Annotated in this window: 22 protein-coding genes; 9 read left to right on the top strand and 13 right to left on the bottom strand. The window is 68.2% G+C overall.

Features of this window, described 5'->3' with window-relative positions:
- Window positions 1-59: 59 nt before the first annotated feature.
- Window positions 60-1,571, bottom strand: coding sequence for a hypothetical protein (locus ACWF0M_RS12205; RefSeq protein ID WP_452235682.1), 1,512 nt, complete (start codon window positions 1,569-1,571; stop codon window positions 60-62).
- Between the two features lie 349 nt (window positions 1,572-1,920).
- Between ACWF0M_RS12205 and ACWF0M_RS12200 the strand changes: the two genes are divergently transcribed.
- The 3 genes from ACWF0M_RS12200 to ACWF0M_RS12190 are packed head-to-tail and all read left to right on the top strand — an operon-like array spanning window position 1,921 to window position 3,502.
- Window positions 1,921-2,700, top strand: a complete 780-nt coding sequence (locus tag ACWF0M_RS12200) for a hypothetical protein (RefSeq protein ID WP_452235681.1) — start codon at window positions 1,921-1,923, stop codon at window positions 2,698-2,700.
- Window positions 2,697-2,858: a hypothetical protein gene (locus tag ACWF0M_RS12195; RefSeq protein WP_452235680.1), complete on the top strand. Its 162-nt coding sequence runs from the start codon at window positions 2,697-2,699 to the stop codon at window positions 2,856-2,858. Before ACWF0M_RS12200 ends, ACWF0M_RS12195 begins: the two co-directional genes overlap by 4 nt.
- A 35-nt stretch (window positions 2,859-2,893) precedes the next feature.
- A complete protein-coding gene (locus ACWF0M_RS12190) occupies window positions 2,894-3,502 on the top strand; it encodes a hypothetical protein (RefSeq protein ID WP_452235679.1) in 609 nt (202 codons plus the stop codon).
- 34 nt (window positions 3,503-3,536) lie between these two features.
- On the opposite strand, the gene ACWF0M_RS12185 is transcribed toward ACWF0M_RS12190, so the two are convergent.
- A complete protein-coding gene (locus ACWF0M_RS12185; RefSeq protein ID WP_452235678.1) occupies window positions 3,537-5,693 on the bottom strand; it encodes a sensor histidine kinase in 2,157 nt (718 codons plus the stop codon).
- A 331-nt stretch (window positions 5,694-6,024) separates the two neighbouring features.
- Between ACWF0M_RS12185 and ACWF0M_RS12180 the strand changes: the two genes are divergently transcribed.
- From ACWF0M_RS12180 to hemA, 3 genes are all read left to right on the top strand, one after another.
- Complete coding sequence (locus ACWF0M_RS12180) at window positions 6,025-6,717, top strand: MIP/aquaporin family protein (RefSeq protein ID WP_452235677.1); 693 nt, start codon at window positions 6,025-6,027, stop codon at window positions 6,715-6,717.
- A gap of 26 nt (window positions 6,718-6,743) precedes the next feature.
- Window positions 6,744-8,204 carry a catalase gene (locus ACWF0M_RS12175; protein ID WP_452235676.1) on the top strand — a complete coding sequence of 487 codons (1,461 nt, stop codon included), beginning with the start codon at window positions 6,744-6,746 and terminating at the stop codon, window positions 8,202-8,204.
- 103 nt (window positions 8,205-8,307) lie between these two features.
- The gene (gene hemA / locus ACWF0M_RS12170; RefSeq protein ID WP_452235675.1) at window positions 8,308-9,567 is read left to right on the top strand and encodes a glutamyl-tRNA reductase; all 1,260 of its coding nucleotides are present in this window, start codon (window positions 8,308-8,310) and stop codon (window positions 9,565-9,567) included.
- An 11-nt stretch (window positions 9,568-9,578) separates the two neighbouring features.
- Here hemA and ACWF0M_RS12165 read toward each other — a convergent pair whose 3' ends face one another.
- On the bottom strand, window positions 9,579-9,842 hold the full coding sequence (locus ACWF0M_RS12165) for a histidine kinase (protein ID WP_452235674.1): 264 nt from the start codon (window positions 9,840-9,842) through the stop codon (window positions 9,579-9,581).
- Between the two features lie 507 nt (window positions 9,843-10,349).
- Here ACWF0M_RS12165 and ACWF0M_RS12160 point away from each other — a divergent pair.
- On the top strand, window positions 10,350-11,204 hold the full coding sequence (locus ACWF0M_RS12160; RefSeq protein WP_452235673.1) for a response regulator: 855 nt from the start codon (window positions 10,350-10,352) through the stop codon (window positions 11,202-11,204).
- Complete coding sequence (locus tag ACWF0M_RS12155; protein ID WP_452235672.1) at window positions 11,201-12,154, top strand: LysR family transcriptional regulator; 954 nt, start codon at window positions 11,201-11,203, stop codon at window positions 12,152-12,154. The genes ACWF0M_RS12160 and ACWF0M_RS12155 overlap by 4 nt, the downstream gene beginning before the upstream one ends.
- Here the strand turns inward: ACWF0M_RS12155 and ACWF0M_RS12150 are convergent.
- The 10 genes from ACWF0M_RS12150 to ACWF0M_RS12105 form a co-directional block, all read right to left on the bottom strand.
- A complete protein-coding gene (locus ACWF0M_RS12150; protein ID WP_452235671.1) occupies window positions 12,138-13,310 on the bottom strand; it encodes a vWA domain-containing protein in 1,173 nt (390 codons plus the stop codon). The two genes, ACWF0M_RS12155 and ACWF0M_RS12150, sit on opposite strands and share 17 nt — an antisense overlap.
- Entirely contained in the window at window positions 13,300-13,971 is a 672-nt protein-coding gene (locus ACWF0M_RS12145; protein WP_452235670.1) for an SRPBCC family protein, read from the bottom strand. Before ACWF0M_RS12145 ends, ACWF0M_RS12150 begins: the two co-directional genes overlap by 11 nt.
- Window positions 13,968-14,846: an AAA family ATPase gene (locus tag ACWF0M_RS12140; protein ID WP_452235669.1), complete on the bottom strand. Its 879-nt coding sequence runs from the start codon at window positions 14,844-14,846 to the stop codon at window positions 13,968-13,970. The genes ACWF0M_RS12145 and ACWF0M_RS12140 overlap by 4 nt, the downstream gene beginning before the upstream one ends.
- Entirely contained in the window at window positions 14,843-15,418 is a 576-nt protein-coding gene (locus ACWF0M_RS12135; RefSeq protein WP_452235668.1) for a nucleotidyltransferase family protein, read from the bottom strand. The genes ACWF0M_RS12140 and ACWF0M_RS12135 overlap by 4 nt, the downstream gene beginning before the upstream one ends.
- A 5-nt stretch (window positions 15,419-15,423) precedes the next feature.
- Window positions 15,424-16,305, bottom strand: a complete 882-nt coding sequence (locus tag ACWF0M_RS12130) for an XdhC family protein (RefSeq protein WP_452235667.1) — start codon at window positions 16,303-16,305, stop codon at window positions 15,424-15,426.
- Between the two features lie 7 nt (window positions 16,306-16,312).
- On the bottom strand, window positions 16,313-18,703 hold the full coding sequence (locus tag ACWF0M_RS12125; protein ID WP_452235666.1) for an aerobic carbon-monoxide dehydrogenase large subunit: 2,391 nt from the start codon (window positions 18,701-18,703) through the stop codon (window positions 16,313-16,315).
- Window positions 18,700-19,182: a (2Fe-2S)-binding protein gene (locus tag ACWF0M_RS12120; RefSeq protein WP_452235665.1), complete on the bottom strand. Its 483-nt coding sequence runs from the start codon at window positions 19,180-19,182 to the stop codon at window positions 18,700-18,702. The genes ACWF0M_RS12125 and ACWF0M_RS12120 overlap by 4 nt, the downstream gene beginning before the upstream one ends.
- A 14-nt stretch (window positions 19,183-19,196) precedes the next feature.
- Window positions 19,197-20,081 (bottom strand): FAD binding domain-containing protein, encoded by an 885-nt coding sequence (locus ACWF0M_RS12115; RefSeq protein WP_452235664.1) that lies wholly within the window; start codon window positions 20,079-20,081, stop codon window positions 19,197-19,199.
- Window positions 20,082-20,326: 245 nt separating this feature from the next.
- Window positions 20,327-20,851, bottom strand: coding sequence for an Hsp20/alpha crystallin family protein (locus ACWF0M_RS12110; RefSeq protein ID WP_452235663.1), 525 nt, complete (start codon window positions 20,849-20,851; stop codon window positions 20,327-20,329).
- A gap of 585 nt (window positions 20,852-21,436) precedes the next feature.
- Window positions 21,437-21,880: an Hsp20/alpha crystallin family protein gene (locus ACWF0M_RS12105; RefSeq protein ID WP_452235662.1), complete on the bottom strand. Its 444-nt coding sequence runs from the start codon at window positions 21,878-21,880 to the stop codon at window positions 21,437-21,439.
- A gap of 172 nt (window positions 21,881-22,052) precedes the next feature.
- Between ACWF0M_RS12105 and ACWF0M_RS12100 the strand changes: the two genes are divergently transcribed.
- The gene (locus ACWF0M_RS12100) at window positions 22,053-22,739 is read left to right on the top strand and encodes a hypothetical protein (RefSeq protein WP_452235661.1); all 687 of its coding nucleotides are present in this window, start codon (window positions 22,053-22,055) and stop codon (window positions 22,737-22,739) included.
- The last annotated feature ends 348 nt before the right edge of the window (window positions 22,740-23,087 follow it).

Raw genomic sequence — 23,087 nt, 5'->3', positions numbered from 1 at the left:
GCGGCGTTTCGCCGCCGGCCCAGGTGTTTCGGTGGAGCGCGTTTGGTTCGACTTCGGGTTTACGGCTGACCGGAGTCGCTGTAGCGGCCGCCGTTGTTGTTGCTCCAGACTCGGCGGTTGGACATCTCCGAGATGTAGTCGACGTGGGCCTGCAACGGCCAGGAGAGCTGGTTCCAGCTGCCGATCATGTAGGTCATGTTGTAGGGCCCCTCGCCCGGTGAGTTGAGGAACGTCGGCGCGACTGCCTTGAAGTAGGCATCCACCTCGGACGGGAGGGTCGTGGCGCTGTCGGTGGTCACCAGCAGCGGTGCGTGGAAGCCAAGGTGCGACAGGGGTGCCGAGGCGACGGCGGCCTGCCAGTTGCTGACATTCACCAGGGTGAAGCCGTGGCCCGGGCCCAGGATGCCCCAGCCGACGTCGCCGGCGGGGTCGTGCATCTTGGCGAACGCGACGCTGATGTTCTCGGGGGTGGTCGTCGCCGGCGTGTTGAAGGCCACCGGGTCGTCGGCGGTGATCCGCTGTACGGCGCCGTACTGACTCAACTGCTGGACCACGGAGGCCGAGACCTGGTTCGGGCCGCCGAAGACGTAGATGACGGCGTGGCCGTTGCGGCGCTTCAGGGCATCGATGGTCGCCGCGGGGAGGCTGTTGCGGTGGCTCCACAGCAACCCGGTCGGCATGTGGGACGCCCAGTGTGTGGCGGGCAGGTAGTACTGCCAGTCGGTGCCGTCCGCGGAGCCGACGAACACGTCCTGCATGCCGTTTCCGCTCGAGCTCGCGCTGCCGCCCATCTGGGGCACGCCGAGGTCGGGGTTCTGGATGCTGCCGTACAGCTTGTCGACGTTGTCGGCGAGGCTGAAGACATCGCTGCCGGTGACCGTCTTGTATTTCACGCCAATGGCGGTGAGCTGCTTCTCCACAGTGGCGTTGGCGGCGGCGCCGACAAGGAACACGTCCGCGTTGTTCATCGGCGGACGGACGATGCCGGTGTCCCCGAGCCGCTTGATCTCGTTGAGGGTCACGTCGGGAATGCCGTTGTTGTTCACGAACAGGACCGGAGCGTCGTCGGGGAAGTGGATCAGCGGCACCGCCGTGATTCCGGTGAGGGGATCGTCGGGTGTGATCAGGGTGATCCCCCACGGGCGGTCGGGGACGTTGTTGGTCTCGTTGGGAGCGTTCGCGGGCAGAGCCGCCGGCCAGATGTGCTGGGTGACCGAGACAGCCTCCTCGAACGGGTTCGCGCCGTAGATGCGCGTCGTCGTCTTGGTCGTGTACGTCGGCGAGAGCGTCGGCTCCTGCGGTGGCGGCGGCACCTTCACCGCCAGGCCCCCGGTCGGCGCTCCGAACGGGTAGAGGTTCGGATCCGTCGAACCCGACGCGGTCGAAGTGGGTGCCGATGCGGTGGAACCTGGCGTCGACGCGGTCGAGCTGGGTGTCGATGCCGATGCAGTAGGTGTCGGGGTGGCGGATGGCGCCGCGGCACCGGCTGGGGCCGACATGGCGGCGACGCCGGCCAGGCCGAGCACAGCGACGGCCGCGATTCCACCGACCGCCCATTTGGGCTTGGACATGCTGCTCCTCTGGGGTGTTATGGGCAATTGCACAGGGTGCAGCCTCGTCGTATTCGTAGAAAGAACGAATGGCGGCGTTCCCTGCGACTCGCTGCTTAAAGTTTCCTGGGAGATGATTGAGAAGTCTGTGTTGCCAGCAGCAGACCCTCACCCCTGGCGGCGTGAATCTCCATGTACCGGCTACCTGGAATGCTGCCTTTCGGTGCGCGAAAGGTTGGCGCCTGCCGGCATCGGAACAGTGGCGCCAACGAGAACCACGGATGGGTATCTGCGGGATTGGCAGCGATGTCCGACGCGGGAAACGATTGTTCGCAGTCTGAGCGTCCAATCCGTCCGGCAAGGTGAAATTATGACCACAGCCCTCAGTGCCCGGGCAGGCCGTCACGGCCTGCACGCCGCCCTCGCGTCGGCTGCTCGCGGTCGCCGTGTCACCCGGCGAGGCCTCCAGGTCGTTCTCGGCGTGCTGTGGCTGCTCGACGGCGCGCTGCAGGCGCAACCGTTCATGTTCACCCGCAGCTTCGCCACACAGCTGATCGCGCCCGCCGGCCAGGGCCAGCCAGGCGTGGTCTCCGGTCCGGTTCACTTCGCGTCGGTGATCATCGCTGCCCATCCGTTCGCGTGGAATCTCTTCTTCGCGGGTGTGCAGGTTCTGCTCGGCGTCGGGCTGCTCGTACGCCGGTCAGCTCGCGTCGCGCTCATCGCATCGATCGGTTGGGCGCTTGGCGTCTGGTATCTGGGCGAGGGCCTGTCCGGACTGGCCGGCGGGCATGCAAGCCTGCTGACGGGCGCGCCTGGCTCGGCGTTGCTCTACGCGGTCATCGCCGCAGCTGCATGGCCGAAGAACCGAGTCGGCCAGGCGCCCGCCCGCTGGCTGGTGTGGGCCTGGGCGCTGATGTGGGTCGGCGGCGCGGTCCTGCAGCTGCTTCCCGGCCAGAACACGGGACAGGACCTGTCGAGTCTGTTGACCGCTGCCGCCGGCCAGGGACCGCATTCGCTGGCTGGGTTCGACACGTCCGCGGCGAGCTGGGTCAGCCGGAACGAGCGCCGGCCGTGTACAGCCTGGCGGCAGCTGAGATCCTCGTGGGGGTTGGGGCGCTGTTACGCAGAACCCGCGCCTGGGCGCTCGTGATCGGGTTCCTGCTGATCATCGCCATCTGGGCAATCGGACAAGACTTCGGCTTGCTCTTCAGCGGTCGAGCCACCGATCCGAACAGCGGGCCGCTGATCGCCGTCATGGCGATGGCGTTGCTGGCACCGGCGTTCGTAAAGACAGGGGTCGTTGCATGACCTCAGCCACTGATCCAACCGGCCGCTCTCGACCGATGAACGAGGTTCACGATCGTTCCGATCGGGTCGAGGCCAATGCTCGACTGACCGCGCTGGCGGGAACCGTACTGCTGTTCCTGTTCACAGCCGAGGTCGTCACTGTCATTCTGGGCGTCAAGCAGGTCCTGTCGGCACACGCCGCCATCGGCTTTTTGCTGATTCCCGTCGTGTTCCTCAAGATGGCCAGTACGAGCTGGCGAATTGTCCGTTACTATCGCCGCGACGCCGACTATCGACGGTACGGGCCGCCAAGCCCGTTCCTTCGAGCGCTTGGTCCCGTTCTGATCGCACTGACCGTTGTCCTGCTGGTCAGCGGCATTGTTACCTATGTCGGGCCGGCGTGGGCTCATCCGACGGCGTTGCTGACGCATCAGGTGTCTTTCTACCTTTGGCTCGCTGCCATAGCCGCTCACGTGATTGCGCATTTTCTGGAGACTTTCCGCCTGACGGCAAGAGATTTTTCCCCTCGACGAAGCACCATCGTTTCAGGTCTGTGGTGGCGCCGCAGCGGTGTCGTGGCAGGTCTCGCGGCCGGGGTCGTGCTCGCCCTGATCCTCTCGGGCCACGCCAGTGACTACTTGGCGCAATATCACCATCACCGATAACTGCTGGACGCCGGATGACGAGGTGACGTCTGCGTCAGTGGAGCTGTAGCGGGAGCTGGACGACGAGCTGTGTTCCATGACCCGCGGGGCTGCTGACCTCGATCGATCCGCCCAGGGCCTCTGCTCGGTCGCGCAGGCCGATCAGGCCCGATCCGCGGGCGGGGTCAGCCCCGCCGATGCCGTCGTCCCGGATCGAGAGGTGGAGGCAGTCTTCTCGCTGTTCGACGGCGATGGCCACGACCGATGCCCGCGCATGCTTGGTCGCGTTCGTGAGGGCCTCCGAGACGACATAGTACGCCGCCACCTCGATCGGCCCGGCGAGCCGTGCAGGCGCGGCAACCTCGAGCTCCACTGCGATCGCGGCCCGGCGGGCGATCGTCCGCAAAGCCGGTCCCAGCCCGCCTTCGGACAAGACCGCCGGGTGGATGCCGCGGGCAATCTCGCGCAGATCCTCGACGACTTCGTTGAGCCCGTCCGCGACACTGCCGATCTCGGCCCCGAGTTCAGGTAGCTGGGCGGGGACAGCCGACTGCGCGCGGCGAAGCTCCAGGCCCAGTGAGACCAGACGCTGCTGGGTCCCGTCGTGGAGATCCCGCTCGATCCGCCGTCGGGCCTCGTCGGCGGCGGCGACGATCCGCGTCCTTGAGGCGGCAACCTCGGCCCGGCTGTCGGCGTTCCCGACGGCCGTGGCGACGAGCTCGGTGAAGTCGGCCAGGCGTTCCGCGGTGCCGGAAGGGAAAGGCCCGCGCTTCGTCATCGCGAGCACCACGCCCCACAGGCCGCCTTCGACGATGATCGGGCTCGCCACCATCGATCGGATTCCCAACTCGCGGAGGCGGTTGGCGGCCGGGTCCGGCTTGGCGGCCCACGTGTCGTCATCCTGCTGCGCGGGCCGGCCGGTGCGCCACACCACCGCCGGGGCGAGGTAGTCGGGCAGCTTCACGCGGGTCCCGATCGGCAGCTGGGCTTCATCGCCCCCGGCACAGCCGGCGACGACCGCTGTCCCGTCCGCCTCGAAGCGGGCTATCCCCGCGTTGTCCGCGCCGAGGAGGCGGCCGACCTCATCGGCGACCGCCGCGAAGATCTCGGCCGGGGCCATCCCGCGGGCGACCAGCGTCGCGACCCGGTGTAACGCGGCCTGCTCCTGCAGGAGACGAGTGAGTTCGTCGAGGCTCGCCTCGAGCGATCCCCGGTTCTGCGCGTTCGCGATCGAGGTTGCGACCAGATCGGTGAACGCCGTCATCCGTTGCTCGGTGTCGGGCGGCAACGGCCCGGGTCCGACGGCGATCATTCCCCAGAGCCGCCCGTTGACGTGCAGCGGCACGGCGGCGGCGGACCGAATGCCCTCGCGGAGTGTTGCCTCCCCGCCTGGAATCGCGCCGTAGTCGTCGACCCGGGCGGCCTGGCCGGTGCGCATGACGGTCGCTGTCAGTCCGTCCGGCGGATAACCCTCCCATCGCTCGCCGACCTGCACGTCGGGGGCGGTCCTGCCTTCGTTGGCGACGAGCGTCGCCGTTCCGTCCAGCTCGAACCGGATCATCCTGGCGGTGTCGTTGCCGAGATGCCGTAGCACTTCCTTGGTCGCTGCCGCGAAGACCACCTCGGGCGGTTCGCCCCGCGCGACCAGGGTGGCGAGGCGTCGCAGCGCCGCCTGAGTGTCCGCCAGTTCGCGCAGCTCCCGGTCAGCCTCGGCCTTGGCGATCGCCGTCGCGGCGAGCTCCATGAAGTCCACGATCTGTGCCTCGGTGCCGGCCGGCACGTCCTTCTGCGAGGTCGCAGCCACCGTCACGCCCCAGTTGTGGCCTCCGACCACGATGGGCACGGCCACCCCGGCTCGCATGCCAAGCCCGCTGATCCACTCGCCGAACTGGCTCCGCGCCAGTTCATCGCCGGTCATCCGGGCCGGGCGCCTACTGCGCAGTGCGGCATGATGGATCGTCCCGGGTGCCAGCGGGAGCTTGGAGCCCACTGGTACTCGACCACCCAGCCGGCCATAGGAACCCACGACGGCCAGGTATCTGTCCGGGGCGCCGCGGTCGCACGACGAGGGATCGAGGCGGAGGACGAACGTCGCCTCGGCGCCGATCAGATGCCCCAGCTCATCGGCGACGGCGCTGAACACCTCCGGTGGCCGAGCACCACTGGCCACGAGCATGGCCACTCGCCGCAGCGCCGCCTGCTCATTGGCCAACTGACGCAGCCGCGCCGGCCCCGGCTCGCCTCCTCCGGCGCTTGCGGTGTTCGCCAGGCCCGGCACTTCACTCGGCCCACTCGGAGTTCGCGACCGTCTGTCGGCTGCTCATCATGTCCTCCTCAGCGCGGACGCGCCCTGCGCCCATCAGAGACGATCGCGTAGCCGCGCGGCCGGAGTCTGCCCGGCGAGCGCCTAACGCATCTACCCGCCAGCAGGTACGGCCGGTGGGGCTCGCAGGGAGGGCAGAGGACCGCTGGCAACGATGGTTCGGGATCAGAGGGGCGGAATCGTTGAGCCATATCAACTCCTGGGAGAAGGAGGAAATGAGATGGCTGACGTCGTCACGAACGGACGAGAAGCCGTAACACTGCCCGACCATTGGGTAGTAGCAATTCGGAAGAACACGGTCGAAGCGATCGGGGCGTTCTTCCTCGTATTCACAGTGGCAGTCAGTGGACTGACCCACAGTGCGTTCACCCCGCTGGCAGCCGGTTCGGTCCTGATGGTGATGGTCTACGCCGGCGGTCACATCTCGGGCGGCCACTACAACCCGGCCGTCACGATGGCAGCGCTGGTACGACGCCGGATCGGGCTGGCCGACGCCGTCCAGTACTGGATCGTGCAGCTGGTCGCCGGCGTGATCGCAGGGCTTGTTGCTCGCGCGGTCGTGGACCCGGCGATGGTAGTGACGTTCCGCCCATCCGGTCGTGAGCTCGGTGCGACGGCCGTGGTGGAACTGCTGTTCACCTTCGCTTTGTGCTACGTCGTCCTGAACGTTGCCACCAGCAAGGACCAGCCGATCAACTCTTTCTTCGGCCTGGCGATCGGCTTCACCGTCCTGGCCGGCGCGTTCGCCGTCGGTGGCATCTCCGGCGCCGCCTTCAACCCGGCCGTCTCGCTCGGCGCGGCCGTCGGCGGCCTGTTCGCGTGGTCGACGCTGTGGGTCTACATCGTCGTACAAGCCATCGCAGGTGTCGCCGCCGGATTGGTCTTCCGGGCGCTGAACCCGGACGACAAGTGATCCCCAATCACCAAGGAGAAACACCCATGACCAGCACACCTCCCAAGCCCACGACGACGGACGCCGGCATCCCGGTCGAGAACAGTGAGCACTCGCTGACCGTCGGCCCGGACGGCCCGATCCTGCTCCACGATCACTACGTCATCGAGCAGATGGCCAACTTCAACCGGGAGCGGGTGCCGGAGCGGCAGCCGCATGCCAAGGGCGGCGGCGCGTTCGGCCGGTTCGAGGTCACCGGCGACATCAGCGCCTACACCAAGGCGGCGTTGTTCCAGCCGGGTACGACGACCGACCTGGTGGCCAGGTTCTCCACCGTGGCGGGGGAGCACGGCAGCCCGGACACCTGGCGTGACCCGCGGGGCTTCGCGTTGAAGTTCTACACGTCCGAGGGCAACTACGACATGGTCGGGAACGACACCCCGGTGTTCTTTCTGCGCGACCCGATGAAGTTCCAGCACTTCATCCGCTCGCAGAAACGCCGTGCGGACAACAATCTGCGCGACCATGACATGCAGTGGGACTTCTGGACCTTGTCGCCGGAGTCGGCGCACCAGGTGACCTGGCTGATGGGGGACCGGGGCATTCCGCGCACCTGGAGGCACATGAACGGGTACTCCAGCCACACCTACATGTGGGTCAACGCTGACGGCGAGAAGTGCTGGGTGAAGTACCACTTCATCAGCGACCAGGGCATCGAATGCCTGACCCAGGCCGAGGCCGACGCCCTGGCGGGGTCGGACAGCGACTACCACGTCCGGGATCTGTTCCAGGCGATCCAACGGGGGGAGTTCCCCAGCTGGACGCTGAAGGTGCAGATCATGCCGTTCGCGGAGGCCAAGGACTACCGGTTCAACCCGTTCGACATGACCAAGGTCTGGCCGCACTCCGACTACCCGCTGATCGAGGTCGGAAAGATGACGCTGGACCGTAACCCGGCCGACTATCACTCCGAGATCGAGCAGCTGGCCGTGGAGCCGAGCAACATGGTGCCGGGTATCGGGCCGAGCCCGGACAAGATGCTGCTGGGCCGGATGTTCTCCTACCCGGACGCGCACCGCGCCCGCATCGGAGTGAACTACAACCAGTTGCCAGTGAACGCTCCTAGGTCGCCCGTGAACAACTACAGCACGGCCGGCAACATGCGCTACCGAAACGCCACCGACCCGGTCTACTCGCCCAACTCCAAGGGCGGCCCGCAGGCCGACACCGAGCGGTACGGCGAGCCCGCCGGCTGGTACGCCGACGGGGACATGGTCCACGCCGCCCAGACGTTGCATGCCGAGGACGACGACTGGGGCCAGGCGGGCACGCTCGTCCGCGAGGTGATGGACGACTCGGCCCGCGACCGGTTGGTCGGCAACATCGTCGGTCACCTGCTCGACGGCGTCAGCGAGCCGGTGCTGCTGCGTGCCTTCGAGTACTGGCGCAACGTCGACGCAGACCTCGGCCAACGGGTCGAGAAGGGCGTCCGCGCCGGACAGTCCTGATCCGCGGATCGCATTGTCACGGGGCCTGGCACCGACTGGGGTGCCAGGCCGCGCACGTCCCCAGTACCAACAACGGAACTCCGAGAGCGGAACGGTCACCGCGATGACGATTGTCAGCCTGAGCCTGTCCTACCGGACCACCCCGGCCGAGGCGCTGGAGAAGCTCGCCGTCCCGGTCTCGGAGCGAGGCCGCGTGTTGTCACGGCTGCGCACGGTGCCATCCATCGACGAGGCTGTTGTGCTGTCCACCTGCAACCGGGTCGAGGTCTATGCGGCGACGCACGACCCGGTCGAGCCAGTAACTCAGGCCGTGGCGGAGCTGCTGGCCGCCCACGGTCGGCTCGAGGTCGACGAGGTCCTTCCACTCACCCGGGTTCGAGTCGACGGTGCCGCCGCCGAGCATCTGTTCTCCGTCGCGTGCGGACTGGATTCGATGGCGGTCGGCGAGGAGCAGATCGTTGCTCAGCTCAAGTCCGCGGCCCGGGCAGCCGCGGCCGCAGGAACCACCGGTCCGGCTCTCACCGGTCTGATCGACGCGGCACTGCACGCCAGCAAGCAGGCACGTACGCAAACCACGATCAGCACTGAAGGCATCTCCCTCGCCCGGGCCGGCCTGGACATCGCCGCCGCTGAGCTGGGCGGGCTCGCCGGCCGCGAAGCAGTCGTGCTCGGGACCGGCAGCATCGGCAAGCTCGCGGCACGACTGCTCCGAGCAGCCGGCGTCGGACAGCTGTGGGTGGCCGGCCGTCGGGAGACGCGGGCCGCCGACCTCGCCACAGCCGTGGATGGCAGGTACCTACACGCGAACGATGTGCCCACCAAACTTGCCGAGGCCGACATCCTGGTCACGGCCACCGCAGCCACGGTACCGGTCGTGGCCGCGGAGCAAGTGCGAGCGGCCCGAGCGCGGGCCGGCGCTCGGCTGCTGTTCGTGCTTGACCTGGGGATGCCGCCCGATGTGGACTCCGCCGTTGGCCGCCTGCCCGGGATCAGGCTCGTCGACCTGACCGCACTCGGACGTCACCTGGCAGACCGAAAGGTCCCGGATCAGATCCCCATGGTCCGTGCCATCGTCGCCGCGGAGGCCGCCGCGTACATGGATCGGCAGGAACAAGCGGCGGCAGCGCCCGTCATCGCCGCGCTGCACGCTCAGATCGGGCAGCTGGCGGACGCCGAACTGGGCCGGCTGCAACATCGGCTGCCCGACCTGACCGATCAGCAACGAGCCGAGACGGCCGCCACCGTCCACCGCATCCTCCGCAAGGTCCTGCACCGGCCGACGGTCCGTGCCAAGGAGTTCTCCACCGGCCCAGACGGGGCTGTCTACCTCGAGGCGCTCCGCCGGCTCTTCGACCTCAAGTGAGGGAATCACCTCTAGGACTCAGGCGAGGCTGCACTGGTCTGGCCGTCGAGCGGGAGCTGGATCTGCAGCGTTGTGCCGCAGCCGGCTGGGCCGGTGACGTGCAGTTTGCCGCCCAGGGCCTCGACCCGGTCGCGGAGGCCGACAAGTCCAGTTCCCCGGGCTGCAGTGGGGCCGTCTGCGCCGCGCAACTGAAGACCGAGCGAGACGAGGCGTTGCTGGATGCCGTCGTGCAGATCGCGCTCGATCCGTCGGCGCGTCTCGTCGGCGGCGGCCACTGCCCTGGAAGCCGTCGCTGCTCGAGCGGAAAGTTGCCGTCGGCATCGATGGTACGGCGCTGTCCGCCGAGGCACTGGAGTTTGCCTTCGGCGTCGCTGCCGGCCGGGAAGCCGACCTGACCGTCGTGCACGCCGGGGTGCGGGCCGAGCGTGCGTTCAGTGAAGAGGACCCGGAGTGTTCGTGGATCAGCCGGGCGGGCGGACCACGTGTTGTCGGAGTCGCTCGCGCCGAGAACTGGGGCGCGGAACTCGGCCGGCTACTGACCGGCTCCGCGAGGCCGCCTGAAGGGAGCGTACGTCTGACGCCCCAACTTTGAGAACCCACCACCCATTTCGCCGCGGCGAAAACGGTTGGTGGCTTCTCAAAGTCTGGGTGGTCACCAGGACCGGATGCGGCGGCCGTGCCGACGGCGGTGGTCCCGGGTCACAGTTGTGGCGTGGTGGGCGCGGCATCCTGAACGGGTGCCCGACCGGGCGTGGAGCGGCGCGCAGCCGAAGGAGAGGGCGATGACGATCAAGGTGTTCCTGCTCGACGACCACGAGGTGGTGCGGTTGGGCCTGCACCAGCTGCTCGACGCGGAGCCGGACATCGAGGTAGTGGGCGACGCGTCGACCGCGGCGGAGGCGATCGCCCGGATTCCCGCCGTACGTCCCGATGTCGCGGTCCTGGACGTCCGGCTCCCCGATGGCGATGGCATCACCGTATGCCGCGAGGTCCGCTCGCAGATGGACGAGCCGCCGGCCTGCCTGATGCTGACGTCGTTCTCCGACGACGAGGCGCTGTTCACCGCGATCATGGCCGGCGCCGCCGGCTACCTGCTGAAGCAGATCAACGGCCAGGCCCTGATCGACGCCGTACGCCGCCTCGCGGCCGGCGAGTCGCTGCTGGACCCGAGCATGACCGCCAAGGTCCTGGAACGTCTCCGCCACCCGGCCGCGGACGAGAACCCGCGGTACGCGTCGCTGACCGAGCAGGAACGCCGCATCCTCGCCGAGATCGCCGAGGGCAAGACCAACCGTCAGATCGGCCAATCCCTCTTCCTCGCGGAGAAGACCGTCAAGAACTACGTCTCCTCCCTCCTCCGCAAACTCAACCTCGAACGCCGCAAGAAGCCGCCGTCTTCGCCATCGAACACGCGAAGAAACAGCAACGCGGCTAGCTCGAGCCGACCTTGTGCGCGACGTCCGTACGGCGCCGCTCGCGCCGCACGGATACGGTGCACAAGGTCGCGGTGGGAAGCCGTCGACACGGGTTCTCATCAGTCGGTACGTCGCCTGCGCATGCCATCACGACGTCGGCCGTTTCGCGCTCTTCGCCGTGGTGTCCCCTGCAAGGGCGGTTCTACGATGGCGGCACCATGACGCCTACTCAGCTCCGTGCGTTTTCTGCGGTTGTCCGGCTTGGATCGGTGAAGGCTGCGGCCGGTGAACTCGAGGTCACCGAGGCGGCCGTGTCGCTGCATGTGGCGCAGTTGCGTAAGGAACTCGGGGACCAGCTGTTCAATCGGACGGCCTCCGGGCTGGCGTTCACGCCGGGTGGGTTGCGGCTGGCCAGCCGGGCGTCGGAGTTGCTGGGTCTGCAGAACCGGACGATTCAGGAGGTCAGTCAGGCGGGTAGTGGTCGCCGGCTGATGCGGATCGCGGCGTCGACCTTGTTCGCGGAGTACGCCGCTCCTGGTCTGATCGAGCTGTTCGCGGGCCGGGCCGACGACCTGGATGTCGAGCTGAGCGTGCATCACCCGCGCCAGTTCTTCGGGCTGCTCTCCGAACGGGTGGTGGATGTTGCGCTCGGCCCCGTTCCCGATGGTCTGCCGGAGACCATCCGCCGGGTGCCGTTCCTGAACTACCGGCTCGTGGTGGTGGCGGGGAGTGGTCATCCGGCCGCTGTCGGTCCGGCGCGGCCTGCGATGCTGCGTGAGCAGACCTGGCTGCTCGGGCCGTCCGCGGTCAGCGACGGCGTGGTGGCGGCGATGCTCCGCAAGCTCGAAGTACCCGAGTCGCAGCAGCGGATCTTCCAGAGTCATGCGGCGGCGATCGAGGAGGCCAAGCACGGCCAGGGCGTGGCCGTCGCGCTTTCGTCGGCCGTGGCCGGTGACGTGTCGAACGGCCTGCTGGTGATCGTCACCGGACGCAACTTGACGCTGAGCGGGGTGTGGTCGGCGATGACACTGCCGGCCCACTCCGTGGTACCGCCCGCAGCCGAGCTGACGCGCTTCATCACGACACCGCGGGCGACACAGGCGATGTTGCGAGGCGCGGGGGTGACGATCGGGCACTTCCGGCCGTCCATCCATGTCACCTTGTGGAGCTGATCACCTCCGCGAGGGCGTCGAGCGTGTTGCCGGGGAGCAGCGCGTCGCAGTACGGCAGGGCGGCGACGAGCGCCCCTGTTCGGGGTTCGTAGCCGGGTGCGGCGATGCGTGGGTTCATCCAGATCACCCGGTACGCGCGCCGCGCGAGCCGGGCCATGGCCTTCGCCAGCAGGTTGGGATCGTCGCTGTCCCAGCCGTCGGAGGCGACGATCACGACGGCTCCGCGGACGAGCGCGCCGTAGCGCGAGGTCAGCAGGGTCTGGAGGTTGGTGGCGATCCGGGTCCCGCCGAACCGGTCCGTGACCAGAGTGGTGGCCTGTTCGACCGCGACGGTGACGTCGCGATGGGCGAGTACGGCGGTGAGCCGCGTCAAGGTGGTCCCGAAGGCGAACACCTCGGCGCCGGTCGTCATCGTTGCCGCTCGCATCAGATGCAGGTACGGCGTGATGAACGCCTGCATGGATTGGCTGACGTCGCACAGCATCACGAGTCGACGGGGCTTGTGGACCGGGCCGGTGCGCACGAGCTCGGTGGGCTCCCATCCGGTACGGCGGGAGCGGGCGAGTGTGGCGCGGAGGTCGACGATCGACCCTCGGTTACGGGTGTTCATCCGGCGGGTACGACGTACCGGCCAGTGTTCACGGGCGCTCTCCAGCCAGGCGCCTACTTCGGCCAATTGCGCCGGGTCGAGCTGGTCGAACGGGGTGTCGCGCAGGCCGCTCAGGGAGCTCGGCAGCCGCTCGGGGACAGCGAGGTTGCCTTCCTCGGCCCATCCGACGGCTGCGGGGAGGGTCATCCACGGGAGGCCGCCGCCGTCCTGGGCGCCGGTCGTGTTCGGGAGGGCGCCGGCCGATGGGTCGAGGGCGGATCCGTCGAGGAGTCGGCGGCGGGCCTGAGGATCGAGAGGCAGGACGCTGTCCGCGAAGACGGCTGCGAAGACCGCGTCGTACCGCTCGAGGTCCTGACGCCGGCGGATCAGGGTGACGCGGCCGAGCCAGTACAGCCGACGGCGGCTGTGGGTCGGCTGCAAGACCTGAGCGAACGTCTCGGTCGCAGTCAGGTCGACCGGCACACCGGCCGTCCGCAACCGATCGGCCAACGCGACGGCGAACGCCGCACGGTCGACGGCACGGAAGAGCGCGGCGTCACCGGACAAGGAGGTAGACCACCACTGCTATCACCACGACCACAGCAGCCGCGGGCAGCACTCGCTTCGCGATCGAGCCGCCCGCGACGTGCAGCAGATCCAGTGGTTCAGCTTCGTCGGCCGCCTTCGTGGACAGCGCCTCGCCGGGCGTACTCGCGCTGGCAACGGCAGACATCTCCGGGCTGTCCGTGACCGCCGCCCCGGTGGCCGGTGTCGTGCCGAGCATGCCTGTGGCGAGTTTGGACTCCAGGCAGGTGGTGAACTCGCCGAGGAGTTTTTCGGAGACCTGTTTGATCATGCTGCTGCCGAACTGGGCGACCTTGCCGGAGATCGTCAGGTCGGTGTCGACAGTGACCAGCGTGCCTGTCCCGTCAGGCTTGAGGTCGGCGGTGATGCGGGCGGACGCGTTCCCGGCGCCGCGGGTATCCTTGCCCTTGGCATCTATCACGGCGTGCTGGGTCGCGACGTCCTTCTCCGTGAACCGCGCCGTACCGCCGAAGTCGCTGATCACCGGACCGAGCTTGACCCGGATCTTGCCCTGGTACGTCTCGCCGTCGAACCCGGTCAGACCGGCTCCCGGCATGCACGGCGCGATCGCCTCGAGGTCGGTCAGTACTGCCCAGGCCTCGGCCGGCGGCACACTCACGGTGAACTCGTGGGTGATCTTCATGCTGTCCCCTCGCTCGGTTCGAACAGGTCGGTCATGGCTTGCACGTCGTCCGGCGATTTCGCGATCGCCGACAGCGTCCGTACGGCGTCCTCGCGGCCGAGCGCGCTGACACCGAGAGTGCTCAGCGCGGCGACCCAGTCGATCGTCTCGGCGAGGCCGGGCGGCTTGTCGAGGTCGAGCTCCCGGGCGCGGCCGACGAACTCGGCGACGCTGCGGATCAGGGGCTCGGACGCGGCCGGGATCCGGCGCCGGACGATCCGGGCGGTGCGCTCGGTCGTGGGGAACTCGATCCAGTGGTACAGGCAGCGGCGGCGCAGCGCGTCATGCAGTTCGCGGCTGCGGTTGGACGTGAGTACGACGTACGGCGGCCGCTCGGACGCGAACGTACCGAGCTCGGGGATCGTGACCGCCGACTCGCCGAGAAACTCCAGGAGGAGAGCCTCGAACTCGTCGTCCGAGCGATCGATCTCGTCGAGCAGCAGGACCGGCGGTACCGGACCGGTCGCGGTGACACTACGCAGGATCGGACGCTCGATCAAGAACTCGGTGGTGAACAGGTCCGCGTCCTCGAGTTTGTCGTGGCGGGACTCGGCCAGGCGGATCGCGAGGAGTTGGCGTTGGTAGTTCCACTCGTACAGCGCTTCGCGGGCGGTGAGCCCCTCGTAGCACTGCAGACGGATGAGTGGTGTGCCAAGGACGTTCGCGAGGGTGAGCGCGGACGCGGTCTTGCCGACGCCTGGTTCGCCTTCGAGAAGCAGCGGTCGGGGGAGCGCGGTAGCGAGGTAGAGCGCTGTCGCAGTGCCTTCGTCGAGCAGGTGGTCGGCGTCGTCGAAGCGGGCGATGATCTCGTTGGGGTCCCGGAACGGAGCAGTCATCGCTCGGCCCCCAGGAGGTGTTCGTAGTCGGCCCAGGTGTCGACGTCGGCGGGGACGTCTGTGTCGATCGCTATCTCGGCGACGTCGTACCGTTCGGACTCGATCAGCCCCCACACGCTTTTGTCTCCGTGGAGTTTCGCGAGGTCCGGGAAGAGCGCGCGGGAGAACCAGAACGGGTGCCCGATCCCGTCGCGGTACCTGCAGACGGCGATCGCCATGTCTGGTCGTACGACGGCGCGTGCCGACCCGGCGTCGACGCCGGGTTGGTCGCCGAGCAGCAGGACGACGCCGGCCGCGCGCTCGTCGACGACCTCCAGGGCGGAGACGATCGAGGACGAGCATCCGGTGCCGTACGACGGGTTGAGTACGACGGTCACGCCGTCCAGATCGACAGTGTTCTGGACCGCTTCCGCTGCACCGCCGAGGGTGACGAGCAGCTGGTCGAACGCGCAGGCGCGGGCGGTTCGCAGTACGGCGTCCAGCAACGTCGTGCCGTGGTAGGAGAGGAGTTGCTTCGGCTGACCGAGCCGCTGCGATCCGCCCGCGGCGAGCACCAGCCCGGTCACGAACACGCCGCTCAACCCGCAGCCTGCGCGGCGTACGCGTCCCGGCAACCCGAACCACAGAACCAGTACTCGGTCCCGTTCACCTCCAGGTGCGGCGTATCCGCCTTCACCGCTACCGACATCCCACACACCGGATCGACCGCCTGCACTGGAGAACCCGGTAGGGCAGGACGCAGATTGTTCTGTCGCATCGAGCGAATGACGTCTGCGAGCACGGACACGGCGATCTCACCCGGTGTTTCGGCGCTGATATCCAGGCCTGCTGGGGTGTGGATTCTGCCGCGTTCGTCGTCGGTCAGGGCCAGTTCGTCGAGGAGTGCTCGGCCTCGTTTGCTGCTGGCAATTAAGCCGATGTACGCGACCCCGGCGTCCAGCGCGGTGCGGAGAGGACCGGTTTCGTCGCGGCCGAGGCCGGCCACGACCACCGCGAGGGTGCCGGGTGACGGTGTCTTGCTGCCGTCCAGCCGGTCGACGGTGAACCCGGCCGCCACTGCCACCGCGCCGAGCGCCTCGGCGATCGGCGTCGTACCGGAGACGGCCAGCAACGGCGGCGGAATCTGCGGACGGAGGAAGATCTCCAACGCCCCACCACTCAGACAAGGGTTGGTCGCAACGACCGCGCCCGGGACCTCAGGGAAGGTCTCCGCATCCGACGGCAGCACCCGCAGCAGGACCGAGCGCCCGTCGGACAGCGCCGACAGCGACGCCGACACCACCGATCCCTCCGCGCACACCCCGCCGACGAATCCCTCGATCGACCCGTCCATCAGCACGATCGCGTCGTTTCCCGGACGCGCCGACGTCGGGTGCTCCGCGCGTACGACGGTCGCGAGCACGAACGGCACCCGGGCCCCGGTCAGCTCCGCGATTCGATCCGCGATGACGGTGTTCATGGGCATCTCACACCGGCGGCCGCGGGCGGCCCTGCATGGCATCCCAGACCCGCGACGGCGTGAGTGGCATGTCCGCATGCCTGATACCGAATGGCTTCAGGGCGTCCACCACCGCGTTCACCACCGCCGCCGGCGACCCGACGGTCGCAGATTCGCCGATGCCCTTCGCGCCGATCGGGTGGTGCGGCGACGGCGTCACCGTGTACCCGGTCTCCCAGTTGGGTACTTCGAGGGCGGTCGGGATCAGGTAGTCCATCAGCGACCCGCCGAGGCAGTTCCCGTCCTCGTCGAACGCGATCATCTCCATCAGCGCCATCCCGACCCCGTCGGTCAGGCCGCCGTGCACCTGACCCTCGATGATCATCGGGTTGATCCGGGTACCGCAGTCGTCCACCGCGACGAAGCGCCGTACCTTGACCTCCGCGGTGCCCGGATCCACGTCGACGACGCAGATGTACGCGCCGTACGGATAGGTGAGGTTCTCGGGGTTGTAGCAGATCTGCGCCTCCAGACCGCCCTCGATTCCCTCGGGCAGGTCGCCGGCCCCGTGCGCCCGCATCGCGATGTCCTGGATCGTGACCGCGGTCCCGGGATCGCCCTTCACGTGGAACGAGCCCTTGGTCCACTCGAGGTCGGCGACCGACACCTCGAGCATCCCGGACGCGATGATCCGCGCCTTGTCGCGGACCTTCCGCGCGACCAGCGCGGCGGCCGCACCGGACACCGGCGTCGACCGGCTGCCGTAGGTCCCGAGTCCGAACGGCGTGTTGTCCGTGTCGCCGTGCACGACCTCGATGTCGTCCGGCGGAATGCCGATCTCCTCGGCGACGATCTGCGCGAACGTCGTCTCGTGGCCCTGTCCCTGCGTCTTCACCGACAGCCGTACGACGGCCTTTCCGGTCGGGTGCACGCGCAGCTCGCAACCGTCGGCCATGCCGAGTCCGAGGATGTCCATGTCCTTGCGCGGCCCGGCGCCGACGGCCTCGGTGAAGAACGAGACACCGATTCCCATCAGTTCGCCGCGCTCCCGGCGTTCGGCCTGCTCGCGGCGCAACTCGTCGTACCCGGCCAGCTCCATCGACAGGCGCATGGTCTTCTCGTAGTCGCCGGAGTCGTAGACCCAACCGGTCTTGGACCTGTACGGGAACTGCTCGGGCCGGATGAAGTTCTTGAGCCGCAGCTCGACCGGATCCATCTTCAGTTCGTACGCGAGGCAGTCGACCAGCCGCTCGACCAGGTAGACGGCCTCGGTGATCCGGAACGAGCACGCGTACGCGACTCCGCCAGGCGCCTTGTTCGTGTAGACGGCGGTCATCTTGCAGTACGCCGCTTCGAGGTCGTAGCTGCCGGTGAAGACGCCGAAGAAGCCGGCCGGGTACTTGACCGGCGCCGCGGTCCCGTTGAACGCGCCGTGGTCGGCGAGCACGTTGGTGCGGATCGCGAGGATCTTGCCTTCGCTGGTCGCGGCGATCTCGCCGCGCATGATGTAGTCCCGCGCGAAGCCGGTGCTGGTGAGGTTCTCCGACCGGTCCTCCATCCACTTGACCGGTTTCCCGAGGACGAGCGAGGCGACGATCGAGCACACGTACCCGGGATAGATCGGCACCTTGTTGCCGAATCCGCCGCCGATGTCCGGTGCGATCACCCGGATCTTGTGCTCCGGCAGGCCGGAGACGAGCGCGTAGACGGTCCGGTGGGCGTGCGGTGCCTGGCTGGTGGTCCAGAGAGTGAGCTTTCCGTCGACCCGCTCGTAGTCGGCGACGCAACCGCAGGTCTCCATCGGCGCCGGGTGCACGCGCGGGTAGACGATGTCCTCGGTCACCACCACGTCGGCGCGTTTCAGGACCTCCTCGGTCGCTGCGGCATCGCCGGTCTCCCAGTCGAAGCAGTGGTTGTCGGACTTGCCGTCCAGGTCGTCGCGGATCACGGGCGCGTCGGGTGCGAGCGCCGTACGGGCGTCGATCACCGGCGGCAGCGGGTCGTAGTCGACATCGATCAGTTCGAGGGCGTCACGGGCGGCGTACCGGTCCTCGGCGACGACGAACGCGACCTCCTGGCCCTGGAACCGGACTTTGTCGGTGGCGAGGACGGCCTGGACATCGTTCGACAGCGTCGGCATCCAGGCCAGGCCCTTGTCGGCGAGGTCGGCGCCGGTGATGACAGCCTTCACCTTTGGGTGCGCCTGGGCCGCGGTGACGTCGATGCTGACGATCCGGGCGTGCGCCAACGGCGAGCGCAGGATCGCCAGGTGCAGCATCCCCGGCAGTTGCAGGTCGTCGACGTACCGGCCGAGACCACGGATGAACCGCGGGTCCTCCTTGCGCAGCATCCGACCGTGCCCGAGCGGCTTCTGGTCGTTGTCGTCGAACGTCTCCGGCCGGGTCGATGTCGTGGTCATGCCGGGCTCCCAGCTGCTTCAGGCTGCACGCCATCTGGATGTGTGGCAGCCCAGCGGATCGAGCGGACGATCGTTGCGTACCCGGTACACCGGCAGATCTGGCCCGAGATCGCCTCGCGGATCTCCTGCTCGTCCGGATCCGGATTGCGGTCGAGCAGTGCGCGGGCGGTCATCATCATGCCCGGCGTACAGAACCCGCACTGCAGCCCGTGGCACTGCATGAATCCCTGCTGAACCGGGTCGAGACCATCCTCGGTCTCCAGTCCTTCGACGGTTCGTACGTCGTGACCGCCTGCCATCGCGGCCAGTACGGTGCACGACTTCACCGGCTCGTCGTCCATCCAGACCACGCAGGTCCCGCAGTTGCTGGTGTCGCAACCCCAGTGCGTACCCGTCAGGCGGAGGTGATCGCGCAGGAAGTGCACGAGCAGTGTGCGGCCTTCGATCTCGGCGGAGACCTCGTCGCCGTTGACAGTCATCGTCACCTGCATGGTCACAGCCCTCCTGAGCGGTCGAGGTACCGCTGAACCGCGGTGCGGAAGGCCCGCGTGGTCAGCTCGGCAGCCAGGTGCTTCTTGTAGTCCGCGCTGCCTCGCTGGTCCGTCACCGGCTCGCTCGCCTCCGCAGCGAGCTCGCCCGCCCGGCGGAACAGCTCCTCCGACGGCGGATTGCCGCGCAGCGCCTCAGAGATCGCCGGGATTCCAGTGGTGTTCGGTCCGACCGCCGCCAGCCCGGCGCGAGCGTCGGCGATCACCCCGTCCTGGATCCACACCGCCGCGCCCGCGGAGACGACCGCCCAGTCACCAGCTCGGCGTTCGACCTTGTAGTACGCGCTCGACCCGCCAGGGCGGATCGGAAACCTGACCTCGGTGAGGATCTCGCCGTCGCCGACGGCGGTCTCGTACGGGCCGCGATAGAACTCGTTCATAGTGACCACTCGGGTCCCGGACAGACCGCGGATCACGCAGCTGGCGTCGAGCGTCGTACACACTGCCGACAGGTCCTCGGACGGATCGGCCTGACACAGCGATCCGCCGATCGTGCCGCGGTTGCGGACCACCGGGTCGGCGATCACCCGCTCGGCGTCGGCAAAGATCGGGAACAGGCCGGCCAGTTCGCCGGACTCCAGAAGCTCGCGATGCCGGGTCATCGCACCGACCCGTACCTCATCCGGCGTGACGGTGATCCGGCCGAGCTCGCCGTGCAGGTCGTTGATGTCGATCAGGTACTCGAAGTTGGCCAGCCGCAGCTTCATCATCGGCAGCAGGCTGTGCCCGCCGGCAACCAGCCGGGCCGAGCTCCCGAGTCGGTCGAGCAGCGCGATGGCGTTGTCGACACTGGTGGCGCGCTCGTATTCGAACGGTGCTGGAACCTGCATGCCGGGTCCCTCCGTAGTTCTCCTGTCCCTCGATGTCACTGCTCGGGACGGGCAATGTCAACGGTGACCTAAGGCATCGCTTAGGTGCCCAGCCGTGGCGTTCGCGGACCAATTCGCGCCGGCTGCCGAGGGCTCCCAGCGCACCGGCCCCACCCGGATCGCGGCCCCGACCCGGATCGCCGGAGCAGGCCTGGAGACCTGCGTCATGGCACGGACTCGGGACGCCGGTGTCGTCAGCTGTGTAGCTAGCGGTGGGGCCGCACGGTGGGTCGGGGCTGGTCTGGTTCGGGCGCGGTCGTAGGCGGCGCGGGGTCGGTGATGTGGATGCGGTGGGCGGGGCCGGGGTGGGCTTTCGGGGCGTGGATGGTGAGCAGACCGTGGGTCAGACTGGCGGTGATCTTGTCGCCCAGCACGGGGCCGGGAAGGCCGATGGTGTGGTGCAGTGGCCCGGTGTGGCGGGTGTGCTGGCGCAGCATGCCGGGGTGCTCGCGGTCGGGGATCTGGCCGTGCACTGTGAGGGAGCGGTCGTTGCGCTCCAGTACGACGTCGTCGGTGCCGGCGCCGGGCAGGTCGACCTCGACGAGGTACTCGTCGTCGGTTTCTTCGATGTCGACCGCGGGTGTCCAGGCCGTCCCGACAGGGGCGATGGTGAGTTGGCGCTTCAGCTGGTTCATCCGGCGGTGGATGTCTTCGAAGTGGGCGAACGGGTCGGTCGGCAGCCACCGCACCGCCTTCGTGGGAACCGGTCGCTGGGCGAGATCGGGATTCATCGCGCTCACCTGTGCCTTCGGAACGTCTGTCGTCGACCGGGGTGATGCGGCGGCCCGCGTTGGCGTGTGTCGTCCTAGGAAGGACAGGCGGCGGACAGAGCTTTCGTCGCCGCGGGTCGAGGATGTGCCCGCGGACGGCCGCATCACCGGGTCAAGGATTTGGTCTGTCTGGGATCTGCTCACCTCCTCTCGCTGGACTGCCTTGCAGGAGGGTCACGCCACCACGGAGGGCCGCGTCCCCGCCCGTTCGGTCGGCTGCTCGGCGCGGTCGCGGGCAGCGGGTTCCTGGGCCGGCGAGGCCACCTGGAGGGTGGCCCCGCCGCCCATCCACCGGCGGGTGGACAACGCTTGTCGAGGGGCGGCTCGCACGGCGATTCCCAGCAGTCGGCGATCAGTTCGTCGAACTCGGCCCGCACCCAGTCGTCGTTGCCGAGTACGAGGTCGACGAACACCTCGGCCTCGTCGAGTGTCTGCTGTTGGATCGCAGTCATCGATCTCACCCCATCGACAAACGTGTCCCTCAACGTGTCCTGTCGTACCCCGCCGGTTCGGCGCGCCACGGCGCGCGCCGTTGTTCCGAGGTCGTCAGGCGTCGATCTGCTTGCGGCCGCCGTCGCTGTTCGCGATCGCGATCTTGCGCGGCTTGGCCTGCTCGGCGATCGGGATCCTCAGCGTCAGGACGCCTGCCTCGTAGCCGGCCTCGATCCGGTCGGCGTCCAGGGTGTCGCCCAGGAACAACTGCCTGGAGAACGCCCCGAGCGGACGCTCCGCGACCTGCATCTCCACACCGTCGGCCAGCTCGAGCGGCCGGCGCTCGGCCTTCACCGTGAGCACGTTGCGCTCCACGTCCAGATCGATCGCGTCCGGCGAGACCCCCGGCAGATCGAACGCCACCACGTACTCATCGCCGTCGCGGTAGGCATCCATCGGCATCGCCGTCGGATGTGACCACGTGCCCGGCGCCTGGCTCCCGAAGAACTGCTGGGTCAGCCGGTCGAACTCCCGGAACGGGTCGGTACGGATCAACATCGTCCCTGCACCTCCTCAGTCTTCAACACACTCGTCAACTCGGTCTCACTCGCGGGTGGTGTCACCCGGCACTTCCGATATAGCATGTCATCGAGACGATGACAAGTAGGCAATGTCATCGAACCGCTGACATATTCGATCTGCCGACAGGTTGTAGTCAGGGAGGTGACGGATGGCGGCCGATGACACGACGCGGGACGCCACGACACAGGATGCGCGGTGGCCGGCGACGGCTGCGGTCGCTGCCGTGGAGCACACGGTCCGGCAGCTCATCTCCCCGGTCGACGGCCGGGTGGACGGCTCGGACCGGGCGGGCCCAGCAAGCGTCGGTTCGATGGACGTCCTGACTGCGCTCGCCGAGCTGCGGGTCGTCCAGGATCAGCTCGCGGCCTGGGAACCGATGCTGATCGGGGCGGCCCGTGACCGCGGCGCGAGCTGGACCGCGATCGCCCCTGCGCTCGGTTTGGCCAGCCGCCAGGCCGCCGAACGCCGCTACCTGCGACTCAACCCGCACACCGCAGACCCCGAAGGAATGACCGGCGAACAACGCGTCCAGGCCGCCCGCGACCGGCGCGCCGGTGACCGCGCGGTCACCCGCTGGGCCCGTGACAACGCGACCAGGCTGCGCCGCCTGGCTGCACAGATCACCGCCCTGGATGACCTCGACCCGGCCACGCAGGCCAGTGTCGACCAGGTCTTGCACGCCCTCGGCGACAGCGACACCGCGACGCTGCTGGCGCCGTTGGCCGAGGCCGGCGCCAAGCTCGAGGACACCCACCCACGACTGGCCGGGCAGGTCTCCGACATCAACGTGGCCACCGACCAGCTACGAACCGAACACACAACACGAACCCAATGACCACGCAATGATCCGCCCGGCCGCTGCCTCGACTCATCGAGGCAGGGCACTCACCGCGGCTGACACTCCCATCGCCCCTCTTCGTGGACAGTGCTTGTTAGGTCACGGGACGACGATGACCCCGTAGAGATGCCCAATCCCGTTTGCTCCGTCGTCCGTTCCGTGGCCGCTGAGGCCGTCGTACGCGCCGGTGCCACCCTGGAGACTCACGGGACCGGTGTTGTCGATCCCGGGCGGAGTTGCCACCAGGCGGATGTGCTTTTGCGCATTGAAGGTGCCACTGCCATCGGCGCAGGTGTACACGGTCTCGGTGAGTGCCGTCTCCAGCGGATGCTGGAACTGCTGTCC

The organism is Kribbella sp. NPDC055110, assembly GCF_053607525.1.
The sequence above is the reverse complement of the archived record's forward strand: the minus strand, read 5'-3'. Positions and strand labels throughout refer to the sequence as shown.

Bases quoted from the DNA above. Each gene is read 5' to 3' on its own strand.
- ACWF0M_RS12205 (WP_452235682.1), bottom strand. From the start codon at position 1,571: ATGTCCAAGCCCAAATGGGCGGTCGGTGGAATCGCGGCCGTCGCTGTG.
- ACWF0M_RS12200 (WP_452235681.1), top strand. From the start codon at position 1,921: ATGACCACAGCCCTCAGTGCCCGGGCAGGCCGTCACGGCCTGCACGCC.
- ACWF0M_RS12190 (WP_452235679.1), top strand. From the start codon at position 2,894: ATGAACGAGGTTCACGATCGTTCCGATCGGGTCGAGGCCAATGCTCGA.
- ACWF0M_RS12180 (WP_452235677.1), top strand. From the start codon at position 6,025: ATGGCTGACGTCGTCACGAACGGACGAGAAGCCGTAACACTGCCCGAC.
- ACWF0M_RS12175 (WP_452235676.1), top strand. From the start codon at position 6,744: ATGACCAGCACACCTCCCAAGCCCACGACGACGGACGCCGGCATCCCG.
- hemA (WP_452235675.1), top strand. From the start codon at position 8,308: ATGACGATTGTCAGCCTGAGCCTGTCCTACCGGACCACCCCGGCCGAG.
- ACWF0M_RS12160 (WP_452235673.1), top strand. From the start codon at position 10,350: ATGACGATCAAGGTGTTCCTGCTCGACGACCACGAGGTGGTGCGGTTG.
- ACWF0M_RS12155 (WP_452235672.1), top strand. From the start codon at position 11,201: ATGACGCCTACTCAGCTCCGTGCGTTTTCTGCGGTTGTCCGGCTTGGA.
- ACWF0M_RS12145 (WP_452235670.1), bottom strand. From the start codon at position 13,971: ATGAAGATCACCCACGAGTTCACCGTGAGTGTGCCGCCGGCCGAGGCC.
- ACWF0M_RS12140 (WP_452235669.1), bottom strand. From the start codon at position 14,846: ATGACTGCTCCGTTCCGGGACCCCAACGAGATCATCGCCCGCTTCGAC.
- ACWF0M_RS12130 (WP_452235667.1), bottom strand. From the start codon at position 16,305: ATGAACACCGTCATCGCGGATCGAATCGCGGAGCTGACCGGGGCCCGG.
- ACWF0M_RS12125 (WP_452235666.1), bottom strand. From the start codon at position 18,703: ATGACCACGACATCGACCCGGCCGGAGACGTTCGACGACAACGACCAG.
- ACWF0M_RS12120 (WP_452235665.1), bottom strand. From the start codon at position 19,182: ATGACTGTCAACGGCGACGAGGTCTCCGCCGAGATCGAAGGCCGCACA.
- ACWF0M_RS12115 (WP_452235664.1), bottom strand. From the start codon at position 20,081: ATGCAGGTTCCAGCACCGTTCGAATACGAGCGCGCCACCAGTGTCGAC.
- ACWF0M_RS12110 (WP_452235663.1), bottom strand. From the start codon at position 20,851: ATGAATCCCGATCTCGCCCAGCGACCGGTTCCCACGAAGGCGGTGCGG.
- ACWF0M_RS12105 (WP_452235662.1), bottom strand. From the start codon at position 21,880: ATGTTGATCCGTACCGACCCGTTCCGGGAGTTCGACCGGCTGACCCAG.
- ACWF0M_RS12100 (WP_452235661.1), top strand. From the start codon at position 22,053: ATGGCGGCCGATGACACGACGCGGGACGCCACGACACAGGATGCGCGG.